Annotated in this window: 26 protein-coding genes, 1 tRNA gene and 4 pseudogenes; 15 read left to right on the forward strand and 16 right to left on the reverse strand. The window is 67.2% G+C overall.

Going from position 1 to position 21,325, the window contains the following annotated elements; translation table 11 throughout:
* Positions 1–238: 238 nt before the first annotated feature.
* From B1L11_RS06205 to B1L11_RS46510, 3 genes are all read right to left on the reverse strand, one after another.
* Complete coding sequence (locus B1L11_RS06205; protein ID WP_079313582.1) at positions 239–631, reverse strand: AQJ64_40280 family protein; 393 nt, start codon at positions 629–631, stop codon at positions 239–241.
* A 387-nt stretch (positions 632–1,018) separates the two neighbouring features.
* Entirely contained in the window at positions 1,019–1,216 is a 198-nt protein-coding gene (locus B1L11_RS06210; RefSeq protein WP_179154997.1) for a hypothetical protein, read from the reverse strand.
* Between the two features lie 26 nt (positions 1,217–1,242).
* The gene (locus B1L11_RS46510) at positions 1,243–1,404 is read right to left on the reverse strand and encodes a hypothetical protein (RefSeq protein ID WP_179154998.1); all 162 of its coding nucleotides are present in this window, start codon (positions 1,402–1,404) and stop codon (positions 1,243–1,245) included.
* A 29-nt stretch (positions 1,405–1,433) separates the two neighbouring features.
* On the opposite strand from B1L11_RS46510, the gene B1L11_RS46515 reads away from it, so the two are divergent.
* On the forward strand, positions 1,434–1,592 hold the full coding sequence (locus tag B1L11_RS46515; protein WP_179154999.1) for a hypothetical protein: 159 nt from the start codon (positions 1,434–1,436) through the stop codon (positions 1,590–1,592).
* A gap of 75 nt (positions 1,593–1,667) precedes the next feature.
* On the opposite strand, the gene B1L11_RS06220 is transcribed toward B1L11_RS46515, so the two are convergent.
* The 4 genes and pseudogenes from B1L11_RS06220 to sigJ form a co-directional block, all read right to left on the reverse strand.
* Positions 1,668–2,126 carry a carboxymuconolactone decarboxylase family protein gene (locus tag B1L11_RS06220; protein WP_079313583.1) on the reverse strand — a complete coding sequence of 153 codons (459 nt, stop codon included), beginning with the start codon at positions 2,124–2,126 and terminating at the stop codon, positions 1,668–1,670.
* Between the two features lie 119 nt (positions 2,127–2,245).
* Positions 2,246–2,584: pseudogene (locus B1L11_RS06225) on the reverse strand (cupin domain-containing protein); the annotation flags it as partial.
* A 175-nt stretch (positions 2,585–2,759) separates the two neighbouring features.
* Positions 2,760–3,620, reverse strand: a complete 861-nt coding sequence (locus B1L11_RS06230) for an NADP-dependent oxidoreductase (RefSeq protein ID WP_256862274.1) — start codon at positions 3,618–3,620, stop codon at positions 2,760–2,762.
* A 259-nt stretch (positions 3,621–3,879) separates the two neighbouring features.
* Positions 3,880–4,770 (reverse strand): RNA polymerase sigma factor SigJ, encoded by an 891-nt coding sequence (gene sigJ / locus B1L11_RS06235; protein ID WP_079313586.1) that lies wholly within the window; start codon positions 4,768–4,770, stop codon positions 3,880–3,882.
* 135 nt (positions 4,771–4,905) lie between these two features.
* Here sigJ and B1L11_RS49900 point away from each other — a divergent pair.
* From B1L11_RS49900 to B1L11_RS06250, 3 genes and pseudogenes are all read left to right on the forward strand, one after another.
* Positions 4,906–5,367: pseudogene (locus B1L11_RS49900) on the forward strand (cell division protein FtsK); the annotation flags it as partial.
* 22 nt (positions 5,368–5,389) lie between these two features.
* Positions 5,390–5,572: a hypothetical protein gene (locus B1L11_RS46525; RefSeq protein ID WP_079313588.1), complete on the forward strand. Its 183-nt coding sequence runs from the start codon at positions 5,390–5,392 to the stop codon at positions 5,570–5,572.
* Positions 5,569–6,514: pseudogene (locus B1L11_RS06250) on the forward strand (replication initiator); the annotation flags it as partial. The gene B1L11_RS46525 and the pseudogene B1L11_RS06250, both read left to right, overlap by 4 nt.
* A 20-nt stretch (positions 6,515–6,534) precedes the next feature.
* On the opposite strand, the gene B1L11_RS06255 reads toward B1L11_RS06250, so the two are convergent.
* The 3 genes from B1L11_RS06255 to B1L11_RS47945 are packed head-to-tail and all read right to left on the reverse strand — an operon-like array spanning position 6,535 to position 7,163.
* Positions 6,535–6,738, reverse strand: a complete 204-nt coding sequence (locus tag B1L11_RS06255; RefSeq protein WP_218670933.1) for a helix-turn-helix transcriptional regulator — start codon at positions 6,736–6,738, stop codon at positions 6,535–6,537.
* A 12-nt stretch (positions 6,739–6,750) separates the two neighbouring features.
* On the reverse strand, positions 6,751–7,020 hold the full coding sequence (locus tag B1L11_RS06260) for a DUF2975 domain-containing protein (RefSeq protein WP_218670934.1): 270 nt from the start codon (positions 7,018–7,020) through the stop codon (positions 6,751–6,753).
* Positions 7,021–7,022: 2 nt separating this feature from the next.
* Positions 7,023–7,163 carry a hypothetical protein gene (locus B1L11_RS47945; protein WP_218670935.1) on the reverse strand — a complete coding sequence of 47 codons (141 nt, stop codon included), beginning with the start codon at positions 7,161–7,163 and terminating at the stop codon, positions 7,023–7,025.
* 298 nt (positions 7,164–7,461) lie between these two features.
* On the opposite strand from B1L11_RS47945, the gene B1L11_RS47950 reads away from it, so the two are divergent.
* On the forward strand, positions 7,462–7,710 hold the full coding sequence (locus B1L11_RS47950) for a tyrosine-type recombinase/integrase (RefSeq protein ID WP_256862275.1): 249 nt from the start codon (positions 7,462–7,464) through the stop codon (positions 7,708–7,710).
* A 969-nt stretch (positions 7,711–8,679) separates the two neighbouring features.
* Entirely contained in the window at positions 8,680–10,161 is a 1,482-nt protein-coding gene (locus B1L11_RS44915; protein ID WP_143737032.1) for a hypothetical protein, read from the forward strand.
* A 57-nt stretch (positions 10,162–10,218) separates the two neighbouring features.
* Here B1L11_RS44915 and B1L11_RS06270 read toward each other — a convergent pair whose 3' ends face one another.
* Positions 10,219–10,755: a flavoprotein gene (locus tag B1L11_RS06270; protein ID WP_079313589.1), complete on the reverse strand. Its 537-nt coding sequence runs from the start codon at positions 10,753–10,755 to the stop codon at positions 10,219–10,221.
* A complete protein-coding gene (locus B1L11_RS06275; RefSeq protein ID WP_256862276.1) occupies positions 10,752–12,119 on the reverse strand; it encodes a helix-turn-helix transcriptional regulator in 1,368 nt (455 codons plus the stop codon). Before B1L11_RS06275 ends, B1L11_RS06270 begins: the two co-directional genes overlap by 4 nt.
* Positions 12,120–12,549: 430 nt before the next feature.
* On the opposite strand from B1L11_RS06275, the gene B1L11_RS06280 reads away from it, so the two are divergent.
* From B1L11_RS06280 to B1L11_RS06320, 9 genes are all read left to right on the forward strand, one after another.
* Complete coding sequence (locus B1L11_RS06280) at positions 12,550–12,816, forward strand: hypothetical protein (protein ID WP_143737034.1); 267 nt, start codon at positions 12,550–12,552, stop codon at positions 12,814–12,816.
* Positions 12,813–13,106 carry a hypothetical protein gene (locus B1L11_RS06285; RefSeq protein ID WP_079313592.1) on the forward strand — a complete coding sequence of 98 codons (294 nt, stop codon included), beginning with the start codon at positions 12,813–12,815 and terminating at the stop codon, positions 13,104–13,106. Before B1L11_RS06280 ends, B1L11_RS06285 begins: the two co-directional genes overlap by 4 nt.
* 155 nt (positions 13,107–13,261) lie before the next feature.
* On the forward strand, positions 13,262–13,993 hold the full coding sequence (locus tag B1L11_RS06290; protein ID WP_079313593.1) for a GntR family transcriptional regulator: 732 nt from the start codon (positions 13,262–13,264) through the stop codon (positions 13,991–13,993).
* Between the two features lie 122 nt (positions 13,994–14,115).
* Positions 14,116–14,532, forward strand: coding sequence for a plasmid replication, integration and excision activator (locus tag B1L11_RS06295; protein WP_079313594.1), 417 nt, complete (start codon positions 14,116–14,118; stop codon positions 14,530–14,532).
* Entirely contained in the window at positions 14,529–14,831 is a 303-nt protein-coding gene (locus tag B1L11_RS06300; RefSeq protein ID WP_079313595.1) for a hypothetical protein, read from the forward strand. Before B1L11_RS06295 ends, B1L11_RS06300 begins: the two co-directional genes overlap by 4 nt.
* Before the next feature lie 87 nt (positions 14,832–14,918).
* Positions 14,919–16,340 (forward strand): FtsK/SpoIIIE domain-containing protein, encoded by a 1,422-nt coding sequence (locus B1L11_RS06305; RefSeq protein WP_079313596.1) that lies wholly within the window; start codon positions 14,919–14,921, stop codon positions 16,338–16,340.
* Positions 16,337–16,519, forward strand: coding sequence for a hypothetical protein (locus B1L11_RS06310; RefSeq protein WP_143737036.1), 183 nt, complete (start codon positions 16,337–16,339; stop codon positions 16,517–16,519). The genes B1L11_RS06305 and B1L11_RS06310 overlap by 4 nt, the downstream gene beginning before the upstream one ends.
* Entirely contained in the window at positions 16,516–18,069 is a 1,554-nt protein-coding gene (locus B1L11_RS06315) for a replication initiator (RefSeq protein ID WP_306291604.1), read from the forward strand. Before B1L11_RS06310 ends, B1L11_RS06315 begins: the two co-directional genes overlap by 4 nt.
* A gap of 61 nt (positions 18,070–18,130) precedes the next feature.
* Positions 18,131–19,267, forward strand: a complete 1,137-nt coding sequence (locus tag B1L11_RS06320) for a site-specific integrase (protein WP_079313598.1) — start codon at positions 18,131–18,133, stop codon at positions 19,265–19,267.
* 83 nt (positions 19,268–19,350) lie between these two features.
* Here the strand turns inward: B1L11_RS06320 and B1L11_RS06325 are convergent.
* From B1L11_RS06325 to B1L11_RS06340, 4 genes and pseudogenes are all read right to left on the reverse strand, one after another.
* Positions 19,351–19,422: transfer RNA gene (locus B1L11_RS06325), tRNA-Val, on the reverse strand.
* A 15-nt stretch (positions 19,423–19,437) separates the two neighbouring features.
* Entirely contained in the window at positions 19,438–19,638 is a 201-nt protein-coding gene (locus B1L11_RS49905; RefSeq protein ID WP_256862277.1) for a hypothetical protein, read from the reverse strand.
* Positions 19,639–19,648: 10 nt separating this feature from the next.
* Positions 19,649–20,356 (reverse strand): annotated as a pseudogene (locus B1L11_RS06330) (ROK family protein); the annotation flags it as partial.
* Between the two features lie 446 nt (positions 20,357–20,802).
* A complete protein-coding gene (locus B1L11_RS06340) occupies positions 20,803–21,258 on the reverse strand; it encodes a peroxiredoxin (protein ID WP_079313600.1) in 456 nt (151 codons plus the stop codon).
* Positions 21,259–21,325: the final 67 nt, after the last annotated feature.

Genomic DNA, 21,325 nt, shown 5'->3' on the forward strand with positions numbered 1-21,325 from the left:
ACCCTGTGGATCTTTTCTGCAGGGACGGCCCGACCGCGGGGCGGGTGGCGATGCACGCCACTGCTTGAGCTTGTTGATCAGTGTTCCGTAGCTGTGGACGCCTCGGTCGAAGGCGAGTGGCCGCCCACCTCGGCGGCCTTTGCGCAGCCGGTTGCGGACTTGGTCGGCGCGTTCGGGGATGTGGTGCCCATGCCATGCTGGCGTGCCTCATGGGATCGCGAGCGCGCCATTAACGCCGTTATGTGCCCTCGCCCAAGGCGTTCTCGCGAGCGGTCTTCGCCTCCTCGCCCATCAGGTAATGCACGGCCGTGCCCGGCAGGGTGGGCAGCTCGGCCCAGTGAGTGATCGGGTCGTCACAAATCTGGGGGTCGTCACGGTCCCGGCCGTAGGGCAGGCGGACGACACCGTCAGAGTCGACGAAGCAGTCGTGGTGCTCACGCCCGTCCTCATCGAAGTGACGGGTGGTGAAGTACATCGGCCTCACCAGCCAGAATTCCTGCCCGGCGTCCGGATCGCGCCCGTCCACATCGTCGGACGCGAAACGGCCCGTGATCGCGGCGGCCACGGGCATTCCGTCCTCCGGCAGCCTCTGCCGTGAGTCCACCCACTCCACCTCCGCGCGCATGTTCATGCCGGCTCCGATCTTTTGTCAGGTACGGCCATTTTCGCATTTCCGCCCTTGCCCCTCCGTTCAGCGTTGGCGAGCGGAATGCGCAGCCCTGTACGCCCCCGAAGCGATCGATACCAGCGCTCTACTATCGCGCCGAGGAGCGAAGGAGAAGGCGTCGGAGACGGATCCGGCGGACACACCAAGCCGTCATCGCCGACGCGATGAATCGCAATATCAAAAATGCCAAGATCCAAAGTTGATGGCACGTTAATGACACGAAGCCCCGTGGCGTGATCGCAGGCTTGTAAGTCAACCCAGGAACGGGCGGGACCAGCACCGGAACCCGCCCCGACCTGGGCGTACGGTCCATCATCGTCCACCGCTGTCCGGGCTCGTCCATGGCGATCGTCACCCCAGACGGCAGCGTCCGTAATCAGCCTTGGGCAACAGCGTGAAGGCCTCGACGTGGCGTGGGCGCACGATCCGGAAGTGCCGCTGGTCGACTGTCGCGACCTCCCTCAGCCCCAGACCGTCCGCGATCTCGATGACGGCAGCGTCCACCAGTCCAAGAGGAAGATCGAGGTACCTCTCGACGAGTTCCGTCATGCGCGGAAAGTTCACGCAGGAGCACGTCAGAGGCTCATCTCGGAGCGCAGGATCTCCTCATGGCGTTCGGCAAGGTCCGGTTCAGCCTCGAACGACGCGAAGAAGGGAAGGTCGCGCTCCGCCGGGGCAGGCTCGTCCAGACGGCCGCGGATCAACTCCAGAGCCGGGCGTAGCTCCGACTCCGGCAACTGCCCCCGAGCTCAACCCGGTCGAGGGCGTGTGGGCGCACACGAAGAAGAGCCTGGCCAACGCCGCCATGCGCGCCGTCGACCAGCTGATCGCCCTGGTGAAGAACCGGCTCAAACGGATGCAGTACCGCCCCGCCCTCGTCACCGGCTTCCCCGCCAAGACCAGCCTGGACTTCCGACCCCCGTAACCCCAGCCATTAAGCCTCTCTAGTGCGGATATTCCGGAGCCGAGACAACCGGACGGGCAGGTGTCACCGTCGAGGTCAGCTGCCGACGGGGTACCGGCTGGTGATCGCGACGCGGTTGAAGGCGTTCATCACGGTAGCGAGCCAGGCGACTGCCGAGACCTGGTCTGCGGTGAGTACGGCCGCGGCAGCGTTGAAGTCCTCGTCGCCGACGTGTCCGTCCGGCACGCGTGTGATCGCCTCGGTCAGGCGGAGGGCGGCGCGGTCGGTCTCGGAGAAGTAGTCGGTCTCTTCCCAGGCGGGCAGCACGGCGATCCGGTCGGGATTTTCGCCCTTCTTGAGGGCGGCGCGAGTGTGCATGCGCAGGCAAAACGCGCAGCCGTTGATCTGGGAGGCGCGGATCCTCAGCAGCTCGACCAGGAGCGGGTTGAGGCCCGCTGCGGCAGCGGCCTCTTCCACCTCCGACGACAGGGCGATGAGGGCCTTGTAGGCGGCCGGGTGCTGCTCGCCGATGTTGACGCGCTGGTGGTTAATCATGGTTCCTTTGATTCCTTCGTGGTCTGCCCGCGCCCTTCGGGCGCGTCTTGGTGGCGGGTGGTGTGTGTTCTGGCAGGGGCAGAGTTGTGCGAGTGTTGCCGCCCGCTGCGTGCCCCGAGCTATGAGCTCGGGTCGTCGACCTTGAGCTTGTCTCCGGTGTTGGAGACGAAGACGACCAGGAGCTTCGCCGGTTCCGTCTGACTGGGATTTTCCGTGAGCTGGTGGTGGGCGCCCGGCTGCTCGACCCAGTTCTCGCCCTGATGGAACGTACGCACCGGCTCGCCGGTGACCTGGCTGCGAACAGTGCCCTCGAGCACGTAGGCGTAGACGAACGCCGAGCCGTGCCGGTGCGGCATCGCGCGTGCAGTCGGCGGGAGGGTGACGATCGCCGAGGTGAACGTCTTGCCCTTGACGTTCGGAAGCGCCTGTGTGAGCAGAGGCGTTAGGGTTTCGGATGGTGGCTTCGAAACCGCGGCGGCGGACGGCGCTTGGCAGTCACAGGTTTCGCAGCGGCGACTGACGCCTTACTCGTTGCAGGCCCTGCTGTCGAAGCGCATCCGGTGACCGTGGCCACCAGGCCGACAGCCAAAAGGCCACCGGCAATCCGCGTTCCAATCACGATGGCTCTCCTACTCAGTCTTCCGTGACCCGGATGATCGTCTTGCCGAGGATGCGCCTGCCGGGGGCGAACGCGGCGGGTGCCTCGGCGAGTGGCCGCACAGCACCGACGAGCGGCTTGAGCCGACCGTCCCTCAGCCGCGTGGCGAGGTCGGCGAGCCGGGCGCGGTCGGGTTCGACGACGAAGAAGACCGCCCGCCCGTCCTTGGGCTGGACCTTGGGCGGCATGACGATGGTGACGAGCGTGCCGCCGGCCCGGACCAGGGCGGCCGAGCGGTCGAGGATGTCGCCGCCGATCACGTCGAACACGACGTCGACCTCGCCGACGTCCTCGAGCTTCTCAGTCTGCAGGTCGACGAAGGTGTCGACGCCGAGACCGAGTACGCTGTCCCGGTCGGCGGCCCGGCCGGTGCCGATCACGCGGGCGCCGGCCTCGCGCGCGAGCTGTACCGCGATCGAGCCGACGCCGCCCGCGGCACCATGGATCAGGACGGTCTGGCCTGTGGTGAGACGGCCGTGCTTGAACAGGCCCTGCCAGGCGGTCAGCCCGGAGATCGGCAGCGCGGCGGCCACGGTGTGGTCGATGTCCGTCGGCAGCGGGGCGAGGTTGCGTGCCTCCACCGCGGTGTACTCGGCGAGCGTGCCGTTACGGGTCCAGTCGGCCAGGCCGAACACCCGCTGTCCGACGCTCAGGCCGGTGGTGCCGTACCCCAGCTCTACGACGACACCGGACAGCTCGTGCCCGGGCACGCTCGGCGTTCGGTCGCGGCCGGCACGATCGGTCCACGTGGCGGGCCAGTCCAGCTCGCCAGGGGTGAAGCCGGCGGCGTGCACCCTCGCGATAACGTCGTTCTCGGCCGCATGGGGGTAGGGCATGTCCGTCAGGGACATCCCGGCAAGACCGGCGTTACGATCTCGCACAGTTATGGCTTGCATACAGGTCCTTACTGGAGAGGGGCGAGTCGGGCGCACAGCCTGTTCACACGCAGGACTCAAAGCGGCTCGTCATCGGGGTGACGCTGCAGGTGGATGTACGCCGTTCTGCATGATCGACCCACCTGCTGTCGCGTATTCCTTCGTCGCCCGTTTTGCGTTCTCATCAGGGAGACGAGGTAGCCCCTCCGGGTGTGACAGCTCAGACGCGCACGAGTTTGTCGGGATTGATGACCCTGCGGTACGCGGTGATCAGACCGTCTGCGATCTGGACCGTGTCGACGGAGTAGACCCGGCCCTCCCGGCGGAACACGAGGGCGAGCTCGCCGCCGACCTCGACGACGTCGATGCGGTCCAGGTGCCACTGGCGCCCCACGCGCACCATGACCTCGGCGACGCGCTCACCGCCGTGGATGAGCTTGCGTGCCGCGGGAACCTTGCCGCCGCCATCGGTGACGTAGACGGCGTCCGGGTGCAGGAGCCTGACCAGGCCGGCCAGGTCCCCGGCCTCGTAGGCTGCGCGGAAGACCGTGAGGACGCGTTCACGCTCCACCTTCGACGCCTGCGGCGTGGACTGCTTCGCCTTGGCCACCCGCCGTCGTGCCCGCGAGGCGAGCTGACGGGCAGCCGGCACGGAGCCGCCCAGCACTTCGGCGATCCGGCCGAACTCAAGACCGAAGACATCGTGCAGGACGAAGGCCACACGCTCCGGCGGGCTCAGCTCTTCCATGATCAGCAGCATCGCCAAACTGACGGACTCGTCGACGAGTACCGGCTGCGACGCGTCCGGCCCCGTCAGCAGCGGCTCCGGCAGCCACGGCCCGACATAGGTCTCCCGGCGGAAACGGGCACTCTTGAGAATGTCGTACGACCGTCGCGCGGCCACCGTCACCAGCCAGGCCTGCAGATCACCGATGTCTCGCAGATCCGCTCCGGTGGCCCGCAGCCACACGTCCTGGGTCACATCCTCGGCATCGGCCACACTCCCCAGCAGCCGGTAGGCCACACCGAAAACCGCGGGCCGGTGCCTCTCCCATTCGGCTCCGAGCGGGTCCTCCTGCTCAGACCGTCCGGGCCCGTGCCCGTCACCCATACAAATCGCAACCTCCCCCAGCTTGCGCATCCAGCGTAGCTATCCGAACTCGGGATCTTCGAAGGCAGCTCCGCGGAAGCGAGCCAGTCCGCTCAGACACGGCAGCCGTAAGTCGTGATCAAGCTGCTTTGGGGCGTGATGCAGGAGCGGGCCGACCGATTCGCCGGCCTCCAGCGCTCTCACACCCCCACCACAGCCGACCCGTTCGCCCTGGTGCTCGTCGACGAGGTGGCGTTCCTGATCGCCTACCAGTCCGACAAGCTGCTCCGCGCCCGGACCATCGCCGCGCTCGCCGTCCTCACCACCCAGGGCCGCGCGGTCGGCATCGGCGTCATGGCCGCACTCCAGGACCCCCGCAAGGAGGTCATGAACATCCGCAACCTGTTCCCCGTCAAGATCGCACTCCTGCTCGACGAGTCCGAGCAGGTGGACATGGTCCTCGGCGACTGCGCACGCGACCGGGGAGCACTCGCCGATCACATCTCACCCGTCCCTGAGCTGGGCGCGGGCGTCGGCTACCTCCGGCTCGAAACCTCGCCTGACCCGGTGCGGGTCCGGGCCGCGTACGTCTCCGCCGCCGACATCCGCGCGATGTCGCGGAGTTCGCGGGGGTGGGCCGATGATGCGCCTCGCTTATGTCCTCGACGGGCTGCGCTGCGCGTGCTGCGGCGCGCTCAACGTGCTGTGGCTCGACCAGGTGCGCGGCCTGCTCAAGTGCCACGAGTGCGGCCAGAAAGCCACGGTCATCGTCGACGGCCTCGACCAGGTCGACGCCCTGGACACCTGCGGGGGTGACTGGTGACCAACCCGCACGACCGCTCCACACCTCGAGCGGTGCACATGGCCCAACCCCTCGCCCGCGAGGTGGTCGAAGAGATCGCCAAACAGTACCGTCCAGTCCCGCCCAGGCGGCTCGACGTCCTCACCGGACACGTCGAGGTCATCGACGTGCCCTGCGGAGCGACACTCGAGTCCATGTGTCCGCCATGCGCGAAGCGGAACCGGCAGTTGCGGCGGGCGCAGTGCCGGGAGGGCTGGCACCTGGAGGCCGAGCCGATCAACACCCCCGACGAGGCGGACGACTATCAGCGCTACCTCGTGGAACTGCGGGCCGACGCCCAAGCCTGGCGCGACCAGGCCGATGCCGCCGACCAGGACACCACCGACCTGGACACCGCGATCGAGGACCTGGACGAGGAGATCAACCGGGCGGGCATGCGCGGCAACATCCTCGGCCGAACCAGCGGGATGCGGTCGCGGTCAACGAAGCGGCGGCAGGACGCCCCGGACCCGCCCAAGCGGCAGATGGCTAAGAGCACGCTCGGGCGTAGCTTCACGGGCTCGGACGGCAAGGTCTACCGGCCGTCGATGTCGTGACTCTAACCCTCCCGTCGTATGGGCGGGTGCTGGAGGGCGCGCCGCTCAACCCGGACCGGTATGACTACGCGCGAGCGGCTCGGGACGCGCTGCACTTCTCCAAGCTCGTGGATCGGTTCGCGCAGAACCTCCGCCGGGTGGCGGGCTATGACGTGCAGTATTTCGCTACAGTCGAGCCACAGAATGTCGTCCAGACGGCCACCACGCGACCGGCGAAGCTCGGGCAGCCGTTCACCCGCTGGTCCGTCCGCAAACTCGCCGCCTACCTGCAGACTCTTCCCGGCCGGCCCTCCGGATTGGCCGGGAGGCCTTACGCGCCCTGCTGGCCCGGCATGGCGTCACCTTCCAGCGCACCAAAACCTGGAAGGTCACCCGCCCGCGACGTCCTCAGCCTCCCAGCGCAGCAGGTCCCCCCGGCTGGCACTTGAGCACCTCGCAGAGCGCGGCGAGCGTCGAGAAGCGCACCCCCTTGGCGCGGCCGTTCTTGAGTACCGCAAGGTTGGCGGGCGTGATCCCGACGCGGTCCGCGAGTTCGCCCACGGACATCTTCCGCTTGGCGAGCATCACGTCGACGTCGACGACGATCGGCATCAGATCACCTCGTCAAGCTCGGCCTGCATTCGCGCCGCCTCGATGTCGCGTGCGACGGCCTGGGCGAGGAGCATGAACGAGCACGAGCACGATGAGCGCGACCCCCAGGATGGCCACGCCGACCCCGCCCATGATGACGGTGACGCCCGGGTCGGCGCGCTGGCCCGATGCATTGAGGACCGTGACCGCGAACCACACGAGGGCGGCCGCCACGATCGCGCTGATCATGACGTCCACGTAGCGGAAGGCGGCGTGGGAGAACACGGTTCCGCGTCGCACCATCGTCACCACCGCCATACGCAGACCAGGGCGACCTGGACCGACACCATGCCCAGGATCGTGATCACGCGCAGTGGGGTCAGCGGGAGCGACCGGTCCTCCGGGTCGGTGGCCAACGCCCACACCATCGATGCCTGTACGAACACGGTGCCGACGATCGATAGGTGACGCAACGGCTTGAGACGGAGGGTGACGGCGGTTTCGCACCATGGCGGGATGCCGCAGCCCCCATGGCAGCGTTCACGCGAACTGTCTTGATCTTGTCGAAGTCGGCCTCACTTGAGCACAAATCGGACGCCACCCGACTACGCCGAAGCCCTGGCGCTCCCCGTCTGTTGCTTCGGCAGATGCAGTCCGGCCGGAGCGCGGCGGCCGGTGGTGATGTCCCGCCGAGTATTTGCGCGCTGTCCGCCGGGAGCGCAGCGGGAGGCGGCGGCGTGCGCGGTGACGGCGGCGCGTGCGGCCCGGTTCGGCCGCCTTGACAATGCCGATCTCCACGGCAAGGACTGGTCACCACGCGAGATGCGGCACAGCTTCGTCTCGCTGCTGTCGGACTCCGGCGTCCCGATCGAGGACATCTCCCGCCTCGTCGGCCACCGGAACACGGTGGTTACCGAGACTGCCTACCGCAAGCAGATCCGCCTGGTGCTTGTGCAGGGCGCGGAGAGGATGGACAGCCTCTTCTGCGCATAATCACTCAGTCCAGTACAACAAGATCGGCAAAGGTGAGTTTCACCAGGTGGGCGGTACTGGGTTCGAACCAGTGACCCCTCGCTTGTAAGGAGCCAAGACCGCTCCCGGTGGCACGCTGACCTGCAGGCCAACTTGGGACACTGCTTCCCCACTGACCGTCTCCGAGCTGCCCTAATGGCACGCTAATGGCACGGCGATCATGCCTCTTGTCGCAGCTCGCGACCTCTTGTGATCACGGCTTGTCGGCCACCTTCCCGCCGTCTAATGGCACGCTAATGGCACGACGATCAAGGGGTGTGTCGCGAGGTGCAGACCTGCACGCATCTCCTCTGCCTGATCTTCCCGTCTGCCTCGACCCACCGCGAAGCGGCAGCGGGCCGGCGACGGAAGGTCAAGCCCGTCCTCGCGTGTACCTCAACCGGCTGCCGTTCCTCGATCATCAGATGCCAACGGTCTCGGACGGGCTTGAGCTGGAGGAGTCGGGCTGCTGGGCTCTGCCTGGGTCGGGGCAGGCGGGACGATCAGGCCCACCTCAGCCACTACGGACCTGGCTCGTGCTCGTCGCGATCATCCCGGAGCTGAGGCCCCCGCCGGAGGCATCAAAGGACCTCGGCCGGTCCGGCGCGGTCGTGCTTCCCCGGGCGGTGGTGCGGCCACCTGCGGCGCGTTCGTTGGGTACGGGGCGAGGCGGTGCGGTGCCGGCCTACGCCGCCCGCGCGAGACGGCCCCAGGCCGCCACGCGCAGCGCGGGGATCGGCGCGGGGCCGTGGCGGCGGCGCGGGCCGCGCCGCCGCCCTTGATCTCTGTAAGCGATATTCGGCAGTACATTGAGTCCACCCACAGATAGAGCGTTGGTCGCGTCGTTTGCGCCATGTGTTCTAGCATGGCCACTCGGCCACAAAGCGGATTTTTCGGACACAAATGCCTCTAGCCTTCTAAAGCCGCACCGTCAACGTGTACATTAGACACATGCCAACAGAGACACCGAAATACGAGAATATCATTCAGGACGAACCAGAGCCAATATCGGTTCGCATCCTTCTTAGTGTAGATGGGTACCGGAGACAATTTGATGCGTTATCCGACTTGATCGAGCTAGCCCCTCACGTAACCGAGCTTGACTCACCAAAGAATAGTACGGCGAGCGCTAAAAAACTTATTCCTAATCTATCCCGCGGACAACTTAGAGCTTTCGGTGAGGTCACCAAGAAACACTTCGAAGACGCTTCAAATTTCGATCCACGAGACTACATGAGAGAGTTGGTGGACCGCATTGGCACAGATCGGATAGGAGTCGCCTTCGCCCTAAGATTGAACGATACGCTGAACCGGACGCCGCGCCTCCCTATCCTGTTCAATTCATTGGTCGTTACCGCTGTAAGTACGTTCGAAGTACAGATAGCGCGTCTGGCTACAGATTTCTACCACGCCCATCCCGAGGCTCTCGATGCGGGATCGTCAAATTTCACTCTGAGCGATTTGAAGCGCCTGGGCAGCATTGAAGAGGCTACCGGACTGGCGATCTCTCGCCGCGTGGATTCTCTACTCTATGGAAGCTTCGCCGACTGGCGTCGATTCTTCAAGGAAGAAACCAATATCGATTTTTCCGCTCTGGCCATTGACTGGAATGCAACCAGAGAGATCTTTCAGCGCCGGCATACCATCGTACACAATGGCGGCATTGCCTCCCGGCGCTACGTCAACCAAGTAGCTGGCTTTTTGGGCGATAAGGCTCCGCAGGAGGGTTCGCCCCTGAGGAGCGACGGCGAGTACGTCCAAAACGCTCTAGAAGAGCTTCTGACTCTGGGAGTACTCCTTACAGTCTCGCTTGGCATAAAGCTGCACAAGAGGGATGCAGAGCACTTTATCATTTTGCTCAACAGAATCGCTTATGACGCACTTGTGCGACGCCAGTGGCGAGTGTCAGAGAAGATGTGCAGCTTCGGCGCTTCCATAAGTACCACTTCAGCAGACAAGCTGATATTTCAAGTCAACCGATGGATAGCACTATCACGACTTCAAGGCCCCGGTGCAGTTCGAGAGGAAGTACTGAAGTGGGATATCTCGGCGCTTGCGCCTCGCTACCAGTTAGCCAAGTCCTGCCTTCTGGAAGACATGGATGACGCATTTCGAATATTAGCCCTACTAGTCGAGACGAGAGATATAGAGCTTCAAGATCTACTTGAATGGCCATTGTTGGAGCATGCCCGCTCCGATCCGCGATTTGACCTTATCGTCCTCAGCATGCGAGAGCAGAAGGAGAATGCCAAACAGTCTGTATCTAGATTCGCCATCACACCTCGCTCTAAAGTCCTTCACATATTGCCATGCCCGCGCAGTGGTAGGGCCTCCGTAGAGGTGACTCTTGAGGAAGCGATTGAACAAGGGGCTACCCCCTGTAAGTCATGCGCCCCCATACTCCCAACCCCAACCAAGGAAATCTATGAGTAGGAAAGGACTCCTAGCGAGACCGGAAGGAAAAACGGGCGACAGCCGCTTAACGATAGATCAACCCCAATTCAACTCCATCAATGCACGGCGCCAAGGGTACTGTGATATACGGTCGGCACCTGAATTAGGTGCATGAGGTTCGAATTCACCTGGACCGAAGACAACGCGTACGCCCTCTGCCCGTAGCTGCTCGACGCTACGAAGAAAGGGGGTTCTTTCAGAGAGGGCGCTGTTGACGAAAGGCAGGATGACAAGAGGGATACCGAGGTTGGGGGCTTCGGCGAGGAGGCCGAGGGCGTAGGTATCCGCGATGCCTTGGGCGAACTTGTTAATGGTGTTGTAGGTCGCGGGAGCGACGATGATGGCGTCCGCCCGTGGCGGCTTGGGGTCGCCTGGCTTGCGGTACTGACTGCGAACGGGCCGGCCGGTCTGCTTCTCCAGCGCGGGGACGTCGATGAAGTCGAGTGCGTTCGGGGTGGCGACAATCTGCACGGTCCACCCGTCGTCTTGAGCCATGGTGACGAGTTTGCCGACGTCGCCGGCGGGTCCTGCGGCGCAGACGATGACGTACAGGACCTTGCCGGTGTCGGTCACGCGGTGACTCCCAAGGATTCGGCGTACTCCCGCGCTTCGCGTCGGATGCTGATGGGCGCGGTGGCGAGGATGTCGCGGACCAGCCTATGAGTGGCGGGGCGACTGGTGATTTCCTCGGGGGCGATGTCTCCGGCCGCGCGCAGGATGTAGAGGGCGCGGTCGTGCTTGCCCCAGGCGAGGAATGCGCGGGAAGTGTCCAGAAGGACGGTCGCCTTGCGCTCGTTGATGGGCAGGGCGTTGATGTCGATCCTGCGGGCGTTCTCGATCGCGGTTCCAGCATCGCCAAGGGACAGGGCGATGTTCACGCGGTGGCACAGCACGTTGTTCGGACCGAACGCGGTCCACATGTGGTTGCCGTCGTAGCCGAGTCGCCGGCCTGCGGCCTCGGCCTCGTCCAGGAGTTCGGCGGCGGTGTGCCGGTTGCTGTGCTGAGCGGCGGCGACGGCTCCACGCAACAGAAGCGTCCCGTACACCGACAGGTCGTTCGGAGACGGCTGGGACAGGGCGGCGTTCAGGCGTTGAGCGGCGCTACTCGCCATGCCGGTCGCTGCCCGGTGGTGGCCCCCGTCCATCAGGGCGTGCGTGATGATCCGTGCGCTTGAGCCCATCATCAGCGGACTCTCGCTGGCCTGGGCGGCGTGGACGCTGCGGTCGGCGGCGAGCCAGGCGAGGCCCTTGTCTTCTTGCTTGAGCAGGATGGAGGCGGCTACGTGGTGCGCCTCGGCGGACAGGGCGTGCGCCTTGAGCCGGGCGTCCCCGTCGAGCGAGGCACACGCGAGGCGCAGAGAGCGGATCAGTGCGGGAAGCAGCGCCGCGACCTCGGAGTATCGGCACGCCTGGTAGGTCCGCTTCGCCCTGGCGACAGCGGCGGCAAGTTGCGACAGCTCCGGGAGCTGGCGGCCGGCGACCGGGTATTCGGTGAGGGCTGCGGCGAGATCGTCGGCGCCTGCGGCTTCCTCGTCGCGGGTAAGGGGCTGGGCTACTACGGCACTGAACAGGGCGGCCCCCGCGAGGCCGACGAAGTCACGACGTCGCACTTCGGTCTCGTCCTCTCCGTGTCGGACGAGATCAACGGTAGGCGGAGGACCTGCTGGGCGGGCATCCTGCCGTGGGATGGCTGCGGCGGCCAGGTCGCGAGGAGCGAGGCCGAGAGCCATGCGGGCCTGGTCAGGCATGTGCAGGCCGTCGGCGATGCGCTCGAACACCTCCAGGGCGGTGACCTGCTGGCTTCCGCTCATGATGGCGCTGACCTTGCCCTGGCTGTAGCCGGTCAGGCTGCCGATGGCGGTCTGGCTCAAGCCGCCGTACTGGCGGACGAGGCGGAAGACTGCGCCGATGTCGCGAGTCTTGAGCGCGGCGAGCATGTCGGGGCGGTGCCATAGCGAGGCGGGGACCTCGTACGGCTCGGCCATGCGTGGCGGCATGCGCGGGCTTTCCCTTCGCACCGGGCGGGCAACGGAAAGTGCCTTCCACTGCTACGCGGTCGCGACCTATCCCGTCAAGGGATGCCACGCGGGGATGGGCTGGGAGAACGAGAATTCCGACCCTTGATCCCATGGTTACGGAGATGGACAGATGCGGAGCCTGCCGGGGGAAGGGCTGGCGGTTCGTTCGGAAGTCTTCGGCCGATGCCCGGCTTCGGCTTGACGGTGTGGCCGTGGAGTTGGTGGCGGTCGAGTGCTTCGACTGCGCGGGTACCGGCGTGCCGGCGGCGGCGTGATGAGCGCTGATCAGCTTGTGTACGGTCGGCGGCCCCCGTTGGTCACCGCTGCCCACACTGCGGAGCGGCTGCGTGTGGAGTTGGAGCAGTACGGCGTGGCGGCCGACGTGCACGAGGGGTACGGGCTGGCGCTGGTGTCGGTGTGGGTCGAGCTGGTCGTGTGGACCGATGGTCACTGGTTCCGCTGGCGCTCGGGCCGTACCTCGACCAGCGGGCGGCCCGTCTACGCCTTCGCCCCGGCCTCCGACGTCGTCACCGCCGCGCGCCGGGTGGCGCATAGGTACGGGCAACTCCGTCGTGTCCACCCGTGCCCGCCGTACCTCGCGAGCGAGGGCTCGTGAACGACCTCGACGAGCCTGATCGCCTGCACAGCGCACACGTCTCCATCCGTCGGGGGAACTTCCGGAAACTGGAGTGGTGGGAGCCGACGCCCGCGCGGCGCGTCCGGGTCCTGGCCTGGACCTGCGACTGTCAGGCCCGGTTCTACGAACTGTGCCAGTCGGGCGGTGTCGCCTTCATCCGACGCACGGTGCAAAACGAGGACGCCCCTGAGATCAGCGAGACCCACCGCTGGCGAGTGGGGCAGGGCTGGGAGACCTGGTCGGCGTTGCTGACCGGTCAGGTCCGATAGACGGGCGCGGCGGCGTGGTCGACTCCATCAAGGCGCGGGTGTCCTGCGCCGTCGCGCTCAAGGGGTAGAAGTTCATGTCGGCGGAAGCCCTTCGCAAGCATCGCATGCACTGCTAGCCTGCTTGGCTAGACAGGCATGTTGAATGTGGGGCTCTGATGTCATTTGAATACACCCCTCCCAAATACGCGCAACTGATCGCCGAACTGGAACGGCGCATCGAGTCCGGCGAGTATCCGCCCGGCTCTCCCCTACCGAGCGAACATCAGCTCATGGCCGAGTTCGGCATGGCACGACCGACCGTCGTCAAGGCTCTGGGCGTGCTGCGCGATCACGGATGGATCGTCACCCATCAAGGCAAGGGCCGGTTCGTCAGGGGACGTCCGGCCATCGCATCCACTCAGCAGGTACGCACCGGGCGTGAACTGCTCGACCGCAAAGAGGTCCAGGTCTCCAGCCGACTCCTCGCAGCGGGGCCGGCCGAGGCACCCAACCGCATCGCCTCCTACCTCGGCATCACACCGAAGTCGTCGGTGGTGCTCCGCAAGACCCTCGTCACCCGCGACGACGAAGCGTCCGAGGTCTCCTCGACCTGGGTCCCCGCCGACGTGGCCGAAGGGACGGCGCTGACGGACTCCGCTGATCTCAAGCAGGGCGTACGGCGCTACGTGGAAGCCGCGGCCGGTGTCGAGCTGGATCACATCGTCGAGCACGTGACCGCCCGCAACCCCACACCGGAGGAGCGAGAACTCCTCGGCGTCAAGGCCTCGGCCGCGCTGCTGGCCGTCTATGCCGTCGCCTGCGACGCCACCGGTAAGCCCTGGATCGTGGTGGAGACGGTCCTCCCCGGCGACCGTCACGAGCTCGAAGACGCCTACCCCATCCGGTAATCCAACTTTCCTCCGCGCACCCGCTTGGTGTACTTGACTAGCCAAGCGGGTTTCGCTTTTCATGGAGCAGTAGCTTGGTCAGTCAAGCTGACCGACAGGACAAGATGAGGAGGTGGTGCCACATGGCTCTGCAGGGACCCATTCCGATCAGCTTCGGCCAGATCTTCCCGTACGGCTGCTATGCGGTGGGTGAGGTCGAGCCGGTCAAGGACTTCGAGGCGTCGAACAACGGCCGGTTCGTCCAGGCGCGGGACAAGCAGACGGGCGAACTCGTTTGGCAGATCCCCGTCATGGACGCCGACCCGTCACTGAAGGCGGCACAGAAGACCGTCGCCGTCAAGATCCTCGCTCCGGTTCAGCCGGTCCCCCCGGCCCCGGTTGCGGGCCTGCCCTTCACGCCGGTCGAGTTCGACGGGCTGACCGTGACCCCGTACGTCAACGGGTCCGGACGGCTCGCCTACTCCATCCGGGCACGGGAGATGCGCGCTCCTCGCGCTCACGCCAAGGCGGCCGGCAACGGCAAGGAGGCGGCGGCGTGACCGGGCGGCCGTATACGCACCTGTCGATGTCGATCGACCCCGGCGAGCGGCCCCGGATCGGGATCTCGTTCTACGCCTCGATCACTCGGGCGCGGGCTCGGGTGCTGGAGTCCGGGCGGCCGTACCTGGTCCTGGAGTCCGACGAGGCGGACGTGACGGTCTCGACCACCGGGGCCGGGCCGGTCACCGCCGAGGACCTGGACATCGCGCGGGCGATCTTCAACGCCGCCGCGCGGTACCTGGCCGACTGCGAACGCCTGCACGCCGATCACACCGAGGCCACCGACTCGGCGGCCTGAAATTCAAGCGGGGCCGCAGGAAGCGGCAACTTCCGGCGGCCCCTCAACTCTCCCTGACTGCGAAATCACGAGAGGTTACGAAGTCTAATGTTCCGAAAACTGCCTGGCGACGAGGCGCGTAACCTCGTCTCCACCACCCCGGACACGGCCGTGGTCTTCCGCCCGGCCGTCGTCCGAACTCCCGCCATCGTCACGATCGTGATCTGGCTGTCGCGCCTGGTCGCGGGCCTGGTCCGTCTCGTGGTTCGGCATCCGGTCGCGGTGGCCGTGCCGGTCGCCTTCGGAGTGATCTGGACCCTGTACGGCTGGCGCCTGGCCCTGGTGATGGCCGGATTCCTGCCCTCGGCCGGATTGTCGTGGGCGCTGCTGGATCGGGCCTCGTTCCTGCGTCTGGTCGGCTGGCCGCTGCTGGCCTGGTGGCGGCTGGTCGCCGTCTACCGGCGGCACTGGCAACCGGTCATGGTCGTCTCCGGCCTCGGACGGCACATCCGGGGACGCGACTACCTACCCCGCCTCGTGCGGGTGGAGTGCGACGGCTGGGCCGACCGCGTCAGCGTGAAGATGCTCAACGGCCAAGCCGTCACCGACTGGGCCGACCGCATCGAGCACCTGGCCCACGGCTTCGGCGCCCCCTCCTGCCGGGTCGCCGTCGCTCGGGCCGGGCGGCTCGTGCTTACCTTCCCCCGGCGCGACCCCCTCGCCGAACCCCTGCCCGCCGTCCCTGTCCCTGAGGTCGCCTCGGTGGGGCCGGTCGAGATCGGTAGGCAGGAAGACGGCCGTCCGCTCCTGCTCAAGGTTCACGGCACCCACGTTCTGATCGCCGGGGCCACGGGCGCGGGCAAAGGCTCCTACCTGTGGTCGACAATCCGCGGTCTGCTCCCCGCGATGCGGGCCGGACTGGTGCAGGTCTGGGCGCTCGACCCCAAGCGGATGGAACTGTCCTTCGGCCGCGCCCTGTTCGGCTCCCGGTACGCGGCCGATCCGAAGGAGTGCGCCGACCTGCTCGATGAGGCGGTCTCGGTGATGCAGGAGCGGGCCGACCGGTTCGCCGGCCTCCAGCGCTCCCACACTCCTACGCCTGCTGACCCGTTCGTCCTGGTGCTCGTCGATGAGGTCGCGTTCCTGACCGCCTACCAGCCCGACAAGCACCTCCGTCAGCGCATCACGGCGGCCCTGGCCACCCTGACCACGCAGGGTCGCGCGGTCGGCGTCGGGGTCATGGCCGCGCTCCAGGACCCGCGCAAGGAGGTCATGAACATCCGCAACCTGTTCCCCGACAAGATCGCCCTCCGGCTGGACGAGTCCGAACAGGTGGACATGGTCCTCGGCGACGGGGCACGCGACCGGGGCGCATTGGCCGATCACATCTCACCGGTCCCGGAGTTGGGCGCGGGCGTCGGCTACGTCCGGCTGGAGACTTCGCCCGATCCGGTGCGGGTCCGGGCCGCGTACGTCTCCGACGCCGACATCCGGGCGATGGTCGCCGAGTTCGCGGGGGTGAGCCGATGATGCGCCTGGCTCACATCCTCGACGGCCTGCACTGCTCATGCTGCGGTGCGCTCGATGTGCTCTGGCTCGACCCGGTGCGCGGGATCGTCGAGTGCCACGAGTGCGGCGAGAAAGCCATGGTCATCGTTGATGGCCTCGACCTGGTCGACGCCCTCGACGGGTGCGGGGGTGACTGGTGACCAACCCGCACGACCGCTCCACCCCTCGCGCCGTCCGGATGGCTCAACCGCTGGCCCGTGAGGTGGTGGAAGAGATCGCCAAGCAGTACGGCGTCTGTATCCGCCCGGTCCCGCTGCGGCGGCAGGACATCCTCACCGGCCAGACCGAAGTGATTGACGTGCCGTGCGGGGCGACGCTGGAGAGCAAGTGCCCGCCGTGCGCCAAGCGTAACCGGCAGCTCCGGCGGGCGCAGTGCCGGGAGGGCTGGCACCTCGATCACGAGCCCGTGAACCTCCCGGACAACGCCGACGACTATCAGCGTCACCTTGTCGAGCTGCGGGCCGATGCCCAGGCATGGCGGGACGAGGTCGAAAAGGCCGGCGGCGACACCACCGACCTGGACGCCGCCATCGAGGACCTGGACGAGGAGATCAACCGCGCTGGGATGCGCGGCAATGTCCTCGGCCGGACCTCCGGCAAGCGCACGCGGTCCACGAAGCGGCGGCAGGACGCCCCGGACCTGCCCAAGCGGCAGATGACCAAGACCACGCTCGGGCGGACCTTCACCGGCTCGGACGGCAAGACCTACCGGCCCTCGATGTTCATCACCCTCACCCTGCCCTCCTACGGCCGGGTGTTGGAGGGTGCGCCCCTCGACCCGGATACCTACGACTACGCGCGGGCGGCCCGCGACGCCCTGCACTTCTCCAAGCTCGTCGACCGCTTCGTACAGAACCTCCGCCGCGTGGCGGGATACGACGTGCAGTACTTCGCGACGGTCGAGCCTCAGAAGCGCCTCGCGCCGCATCTGCACATGGCGATCCGCGGCACGCTCCCGCGTGCGGAGCTGCGGCAGATCATCGCGGCCACGTATCACCAAGTGTGGTGGCCCTCGACGGACACTGTCCGATTCGAGGGTGACCACCTGCCGGTCTGGGAGGACGGGGCCGGCTACCTCGACCCCGACACCGGGGAAGTCCTGCCGACCTGGGAACAGGCCCTCGACCGGCTCGACCAGGACGACGAGGCGGAACCCCTGCACGTGCTCCGCTTCGGCGACCAGCTCGACATACAAAGCGTCCTCGCCGGAACCCCGGACGCCGACCAGCTCATCCAGTACCTGTCCAAGTACCTCACCAAGTCCCTCGGCGACGCCCTCGGCACCGATGACCCGCGCCGGAAGGCCCACGCCGAACGGCTGCTCGACGCCCTGCGGTTCGAGCCGTGCTCGCCGACCTGCCCGAACTGGCTCCGATACGGCGTGCAGCCCAAGGGCGCCAAGCCCGGCATGGCTCCGGGCCGGTGCAAGGGCAAGGCGCACAAGCCCGACCACCTCGGCTACGCGGGCCGCCGCGTGCTCGTCTCGCGGAAGTGGTCGAACAAGACCCTGACCGAGCACAAGCAGGACCGCCGCACCTGGGTCCTGGAAGCCCTCGGCCTGCCAGACGAACCGGTCGACCCCCACCGCTACATCTGGCGACCGGTCAAGCCCGGTGATCCCGACCTGGCCCCGATCGGTGTCCGACTGCTCCGCTCGGTCCACGAGCGCCAGCGCTGCGCAACCACATGAACCAGCTCCAGGCACTCGGGGACGGGCCGAATCTTTCGGCAACCGAAGCGAGGGCGGCCTGATGGCGAATAAGGCAGGCCACCGCCGCTTCGGGAGCATCCGCAAGCTGCCGTCCGGACGCTTCCAGATCCGCTATCCGGGGCCGGACGGGAAGCTGCGCAGCGGAGAGACGACATACGAGCGGGAGCGCGATGCCGAACGGGCGTTGTCCCTGCTCGAAGCGAAGATGGTCACCGGGGACTGGACGGACCCTCAGCGATCTAAAGTCAAGCTCGGCGACTACGCGGCCAAGTGGATCAGTGAGCGGACGGAGCTGCGACCCCGGACGGTCGAGATCTACAGCGGGCTTCTCCGGCGGCACGTCGCTCCGTATTTCGGCAATGTCGCCCTCGGAAAGATCAATACGGAGATGGTCCGCGAATGGCGGGCAACTCTGGCGAGCAGCGGCGTCGGGGCAACGGAGATCGCAAAGGCGTACCGGTTCCTGCGGGCCGTGCTCATGACCGCGACGGACGACCAGCTCATCCCGCGCAACCCCTGCCGCATTCGCGGTGCCGGCGAGGAGAAGTCGGAAGAACGGCCGGTCCTCACTGTGGCCCAGGTCTTCCAGCTCGCCGATTTGGTGCCGGTACGGCTGCGCGCGTTGATCCTGCTCGCCACCTTCGCGAGCCTGCGGTGGGGCGAGGTCGCGGCACTGCGGCGGATGGACCTGGACCTGAACGCCGGGACCGTCAGCGTTCGGCAACAGCACGTCGAGTTGGACTCGGGCGAACTCCTCGTCGGGCCGCCCAAGTCTCGTGCCGGTCTGCGTACGGTGGCGATCCCGGAGGCGATCATTCCGGCGCTGCGTCAGCACCTCGACCAGTTCACCGAGTCGGAACCGACTGCCCTCGTCTTCACCGGGGCGAACGGCGGCATCCTGCGGCGCAGCAACTTCCGGCGGGCAGTCAAGTGGAGCGAGACGACACGCAAGCTCGGCGTCCCCGGGCTCCACTTTCACGATCTCCGCCACACCGGGAACACGATCGCGGCCAGTGCCGGCGCTTCCCTCCGCGACCTGATGGCACGCATGGGACATGACAGCGTGCGCGCCGCGATGATCTACCAGCACCGCACGGCGGAAGCAGACCACAAGATCGCCGACGTCATGAACGGCAAGATCGTACAGGTCCTACCGACCGAGGCGAGCGGTCACTGAACAAGATCGATTGCGTTCGCTAATGGCACGTTAATGGCACGAGCCCCGTTTTCCCTGATGGGAGACGGGGCTCTTTTCGCAGGTGGGCGGTACTGGGTTCGAACCAGTGACCCCTCGCTTGTAAGGCGAGTGCTCTACCGCTGAGCTAACCGCCCGGACCGGACTACACCTTACGACACCGACCCGCCTCTCAGCACATCGAGCGTCCAGTCGGCGCCCGCGTCGTCGTCTCCCGCCGCCTGCCAGCCGAGGAGGGCCGCGCCGAGCATGCCCGCCCGCGGGCCCAGGGCGGCCGGGCGTACGGGTGGGGGGCTCCTGGAAGGCCAGCCGCCCGGCCAGCCGTTCCCGCAGCGGCTCGAACAGGGCCGCACCGGCCTCCGCCAGGCCGCCGCCGATGACGATCAGGGCCGGGTCGAGCACGAGCACGTACGACGCGAGCGCGATGGCCAGGGCCTCGATCGCCTCGCCGAACACCTCGGCGGCCACCGGGTCTCCCGCGACCGCGAGTTCGACGACCTCCTTCGCGGTCGCCGTACGGCCGGAGCGCGCCGTGAAGCGGCGGGCCACGGCCGAGGCGGAGGCGTAGGTCTCCAGGCAGCCGATCTGCCCGCAGGCGCACTTCTCCCCCGCAGGCCAGACGGACGCGTGCCCGATCTCGCCGCCCCAGCCGTGCGCGCCGCCGTACGGCTCGCCGCGGAGCACCACCGCTCCCGCGATGCCGGTGCCGATGGGCAGGAAGAGGAAGTCGGCGACGTCGCGGCCCGCGCCGAAGACGCTCTCGGCCAGGCCGCCCGTGCGGACGTCGTGGCCGAGCCGCGCCGGGACGCCCGGAGGCGTGAACGCCTCGGCGGGCACGTCGCGCCAGCCGATGTTGGCCGAGTAGACGGCGGTGGTCGCGGTGACGATGCCCGGGACGGCCAGGCCCACCCCGGCGGGCGGGGCGCCGTACCGGGACCGGCCGAGATCGGCGATCTCGCCGACGTAGGCGCGCACGGCCTCCACGACCGCGTCCGGGCCGTTCTCACGCCCCGTGGGACGCCCGGCGAGGACGGTGACCTCGCCCCGCCGGGTGACGAGGCCGCCCTTCATCGAGGTGCCGCCCACGTCGAGTGCGACCACGTACGGCACGGGCTGCGTCACGAGCGGCCCAGGACGCGGTCGAGGGCCGCCTCCACCTCCGCGGCGAGGCCGGGCATGCGGGCGCACGCCGGCGTGCCGGCCGTGACGAGCGGCTCATCGGCGCGGGCGAGCCGCACCTCGCCGCAGGAGCGGCACTCGATCTCCCCCAGGCGGCAGATCAGCGCGATCGAGCCGCACGAGGCGCACGTGTCGAGATCGAGATCGTGCACACGCTGGCAGTCCGGGCAGACGAGGACCTGCGCCTCGTGGCGCACCGCGCGCTTCCAGGGACTGGCGCCGCGGACGGGGTCGGTCTGCCGGGCCCCGCACCTGTAGCAGGGCATCGTGGCCTCCAATGGGGCGAGTCGGAGTCGGAGTCGAATATGTTCAGTGCCCGGGGGCGGGCAATCAAACGATCAGAGTTCCGCGAGCGCCTTCCGGTACTCGTCGAGATCGCGTGCGGAACCGATCGGGTTGACGACCTTCCAGCGCACGACGCCTTCGCCGTCGATGATGAACGTGCCCCGGAGCGCGAGTCCCCTGTCCTCATCGAGGACACCGTACGCCCGGGCGACCGCACCGTGGGGCCAGAAATCCGACAACAGGGGAAACGAGAAGCCTTCCTGGTCGGCCCAGGCGCGCTGGCTGAACATCGAGTCGACCGACACCGCCAGCACCTGGACGTGCGGAGGCAGGGAGCCGGCGAGCTCGTCGCGGATGGCCGCGAGCTCGCCGTGGCAGACGGGGCTGAACGACAGAGGATAGAAGACGAGCATGACCGTCTTGCCCCGCAGGTCGGAGAGGCGCACGGGAACGCCGTGCTGGTCCTTGAGCGCGAAGTCCGGAGCCCGCTGCCCGACCTCTACCGTCATGAGCAGTCCCTCCCCAGGTGTCCGCCCATCATCCTGCCGTACGGCATCCCCGGGCCGTACGGCAGGG

This window comes from Microbispora sp. GKU 823, from assembly GCF_002027145.1.
Taxonomy (GTDB): domain Bacteria; phylum Actinomycetota; class Actinomycetes; order Streptosporangiales; family Streptosporangiaceae; genus Microbispora; species Microbispora siamensis.

Coding starts and splice junctions, on each gene's coding strand:
- B1L11_RS06205 (WP_079313582.1), bottom strand. CDS start 631: ATGAACATGCGCGCGGAGGTGGAGTGGGTGGACTCACGGCAGAGGCTG.
- B1L11_RS06210 (WP_179154997.1), bottom strand. CDS start 1,216: ATGACGGAACTCGTCGAGAGGTACCTCGATCTTCCTCTTGGACTGGTG.
- B1L11_RS06220 (WP_079313583.1), bottom strand. CDS start 2,126: ATGATTAACCACCAGCGCGTCAACATCGGCGAGCAGCACCCGGCCGCC.
- B1L11_RS06230 (WP_256862274.1), bottom strand. CDS start 3,620: ATGCCCTACCCCCATGCGGCCGAGAACGACGTTATCGCGAGGGTGCAC.
- sigJ (WP_079313586.1), bottom strand. CDS start 4,770: ATGGGTGACGGGCACGGGCCCGGACGGTCTGAGCAGGAGGACCCGCTC.
- B1L11_RS46525 (WP_079313588.1), top strand. CDS start 5,390: ATGATGCGCCTCGCTTATGTCCTCGACGGGCTGCGCTGCGCGTGCTGC.
- B1L11_RS06255 (WP_218670933.1), bottom strand. CDS start 6,738: ATGCCGATCGTCGTCGACGTCGACGTGATGCTCGCCAAGCGGAAGATG.
- B1L11_RS06260 (WP_218670934.1), bottom strand. CDS start 7,020: ATGGTGCGACGCGGAACCGTGTTCTCCCACGCCGCCTTCCGCTACGTG.
- B1L11_RS44915 (WP_143737032.1), top strand. CDS start 8,680: ATGCCAACAGAGACACCGAAATACGAGAATATCATTCAGGACGAACCA.
- B1L11_RS06275 (WP_256862276.1), bottom strand. CDS start 12,119: ATGCTCGCCGCGCTCAAGACTCGCGACATCGGCGCAGTCTTCCGCCTC.
- B1L11_RS06290 (WP_079313593.1), top strand. CDS start 13,262: ATGTCATTTGAATACACCCCTCCCAAATACGCGCAACTGATCGCCGAA.
- B1L11_RS06295 (WP_079313594.1), top strand. CDS start 14,116: ATGGCTCTGCAGGGACCCATTCCGATCAGCTTCGGCCAGATCTTCCCG.
- B1L11_RS06305 (WP_079313596.1), top strand. CDS start 14,919: ATGTTCCGAAAACTGCCTGGCGACGAGGCGCGTAACCTCGTCTCCACC.
- B1L11_RS06310 (WP_143737036.1), top strand. CDS start 16,337: ATGATGCGCCTGGCTCACATCCTCGACGGCCTGCACTGCTCATGCTGC.
- B1L11_RS06320 (WP_079313598.1), top strand. CDS start 18,131: ATGGCGAATAAGGCAGGCCACCGCCGCTTCGGGAGCATCCGCAAGCTG.
- B1L11_RS06340 (WP_079313600.1), bottom strand. CDS start 21,258: ATGACGGTAGAGGTCGGGCAGCGGGCTCCGGACTTCGCGCTCAAGGAC.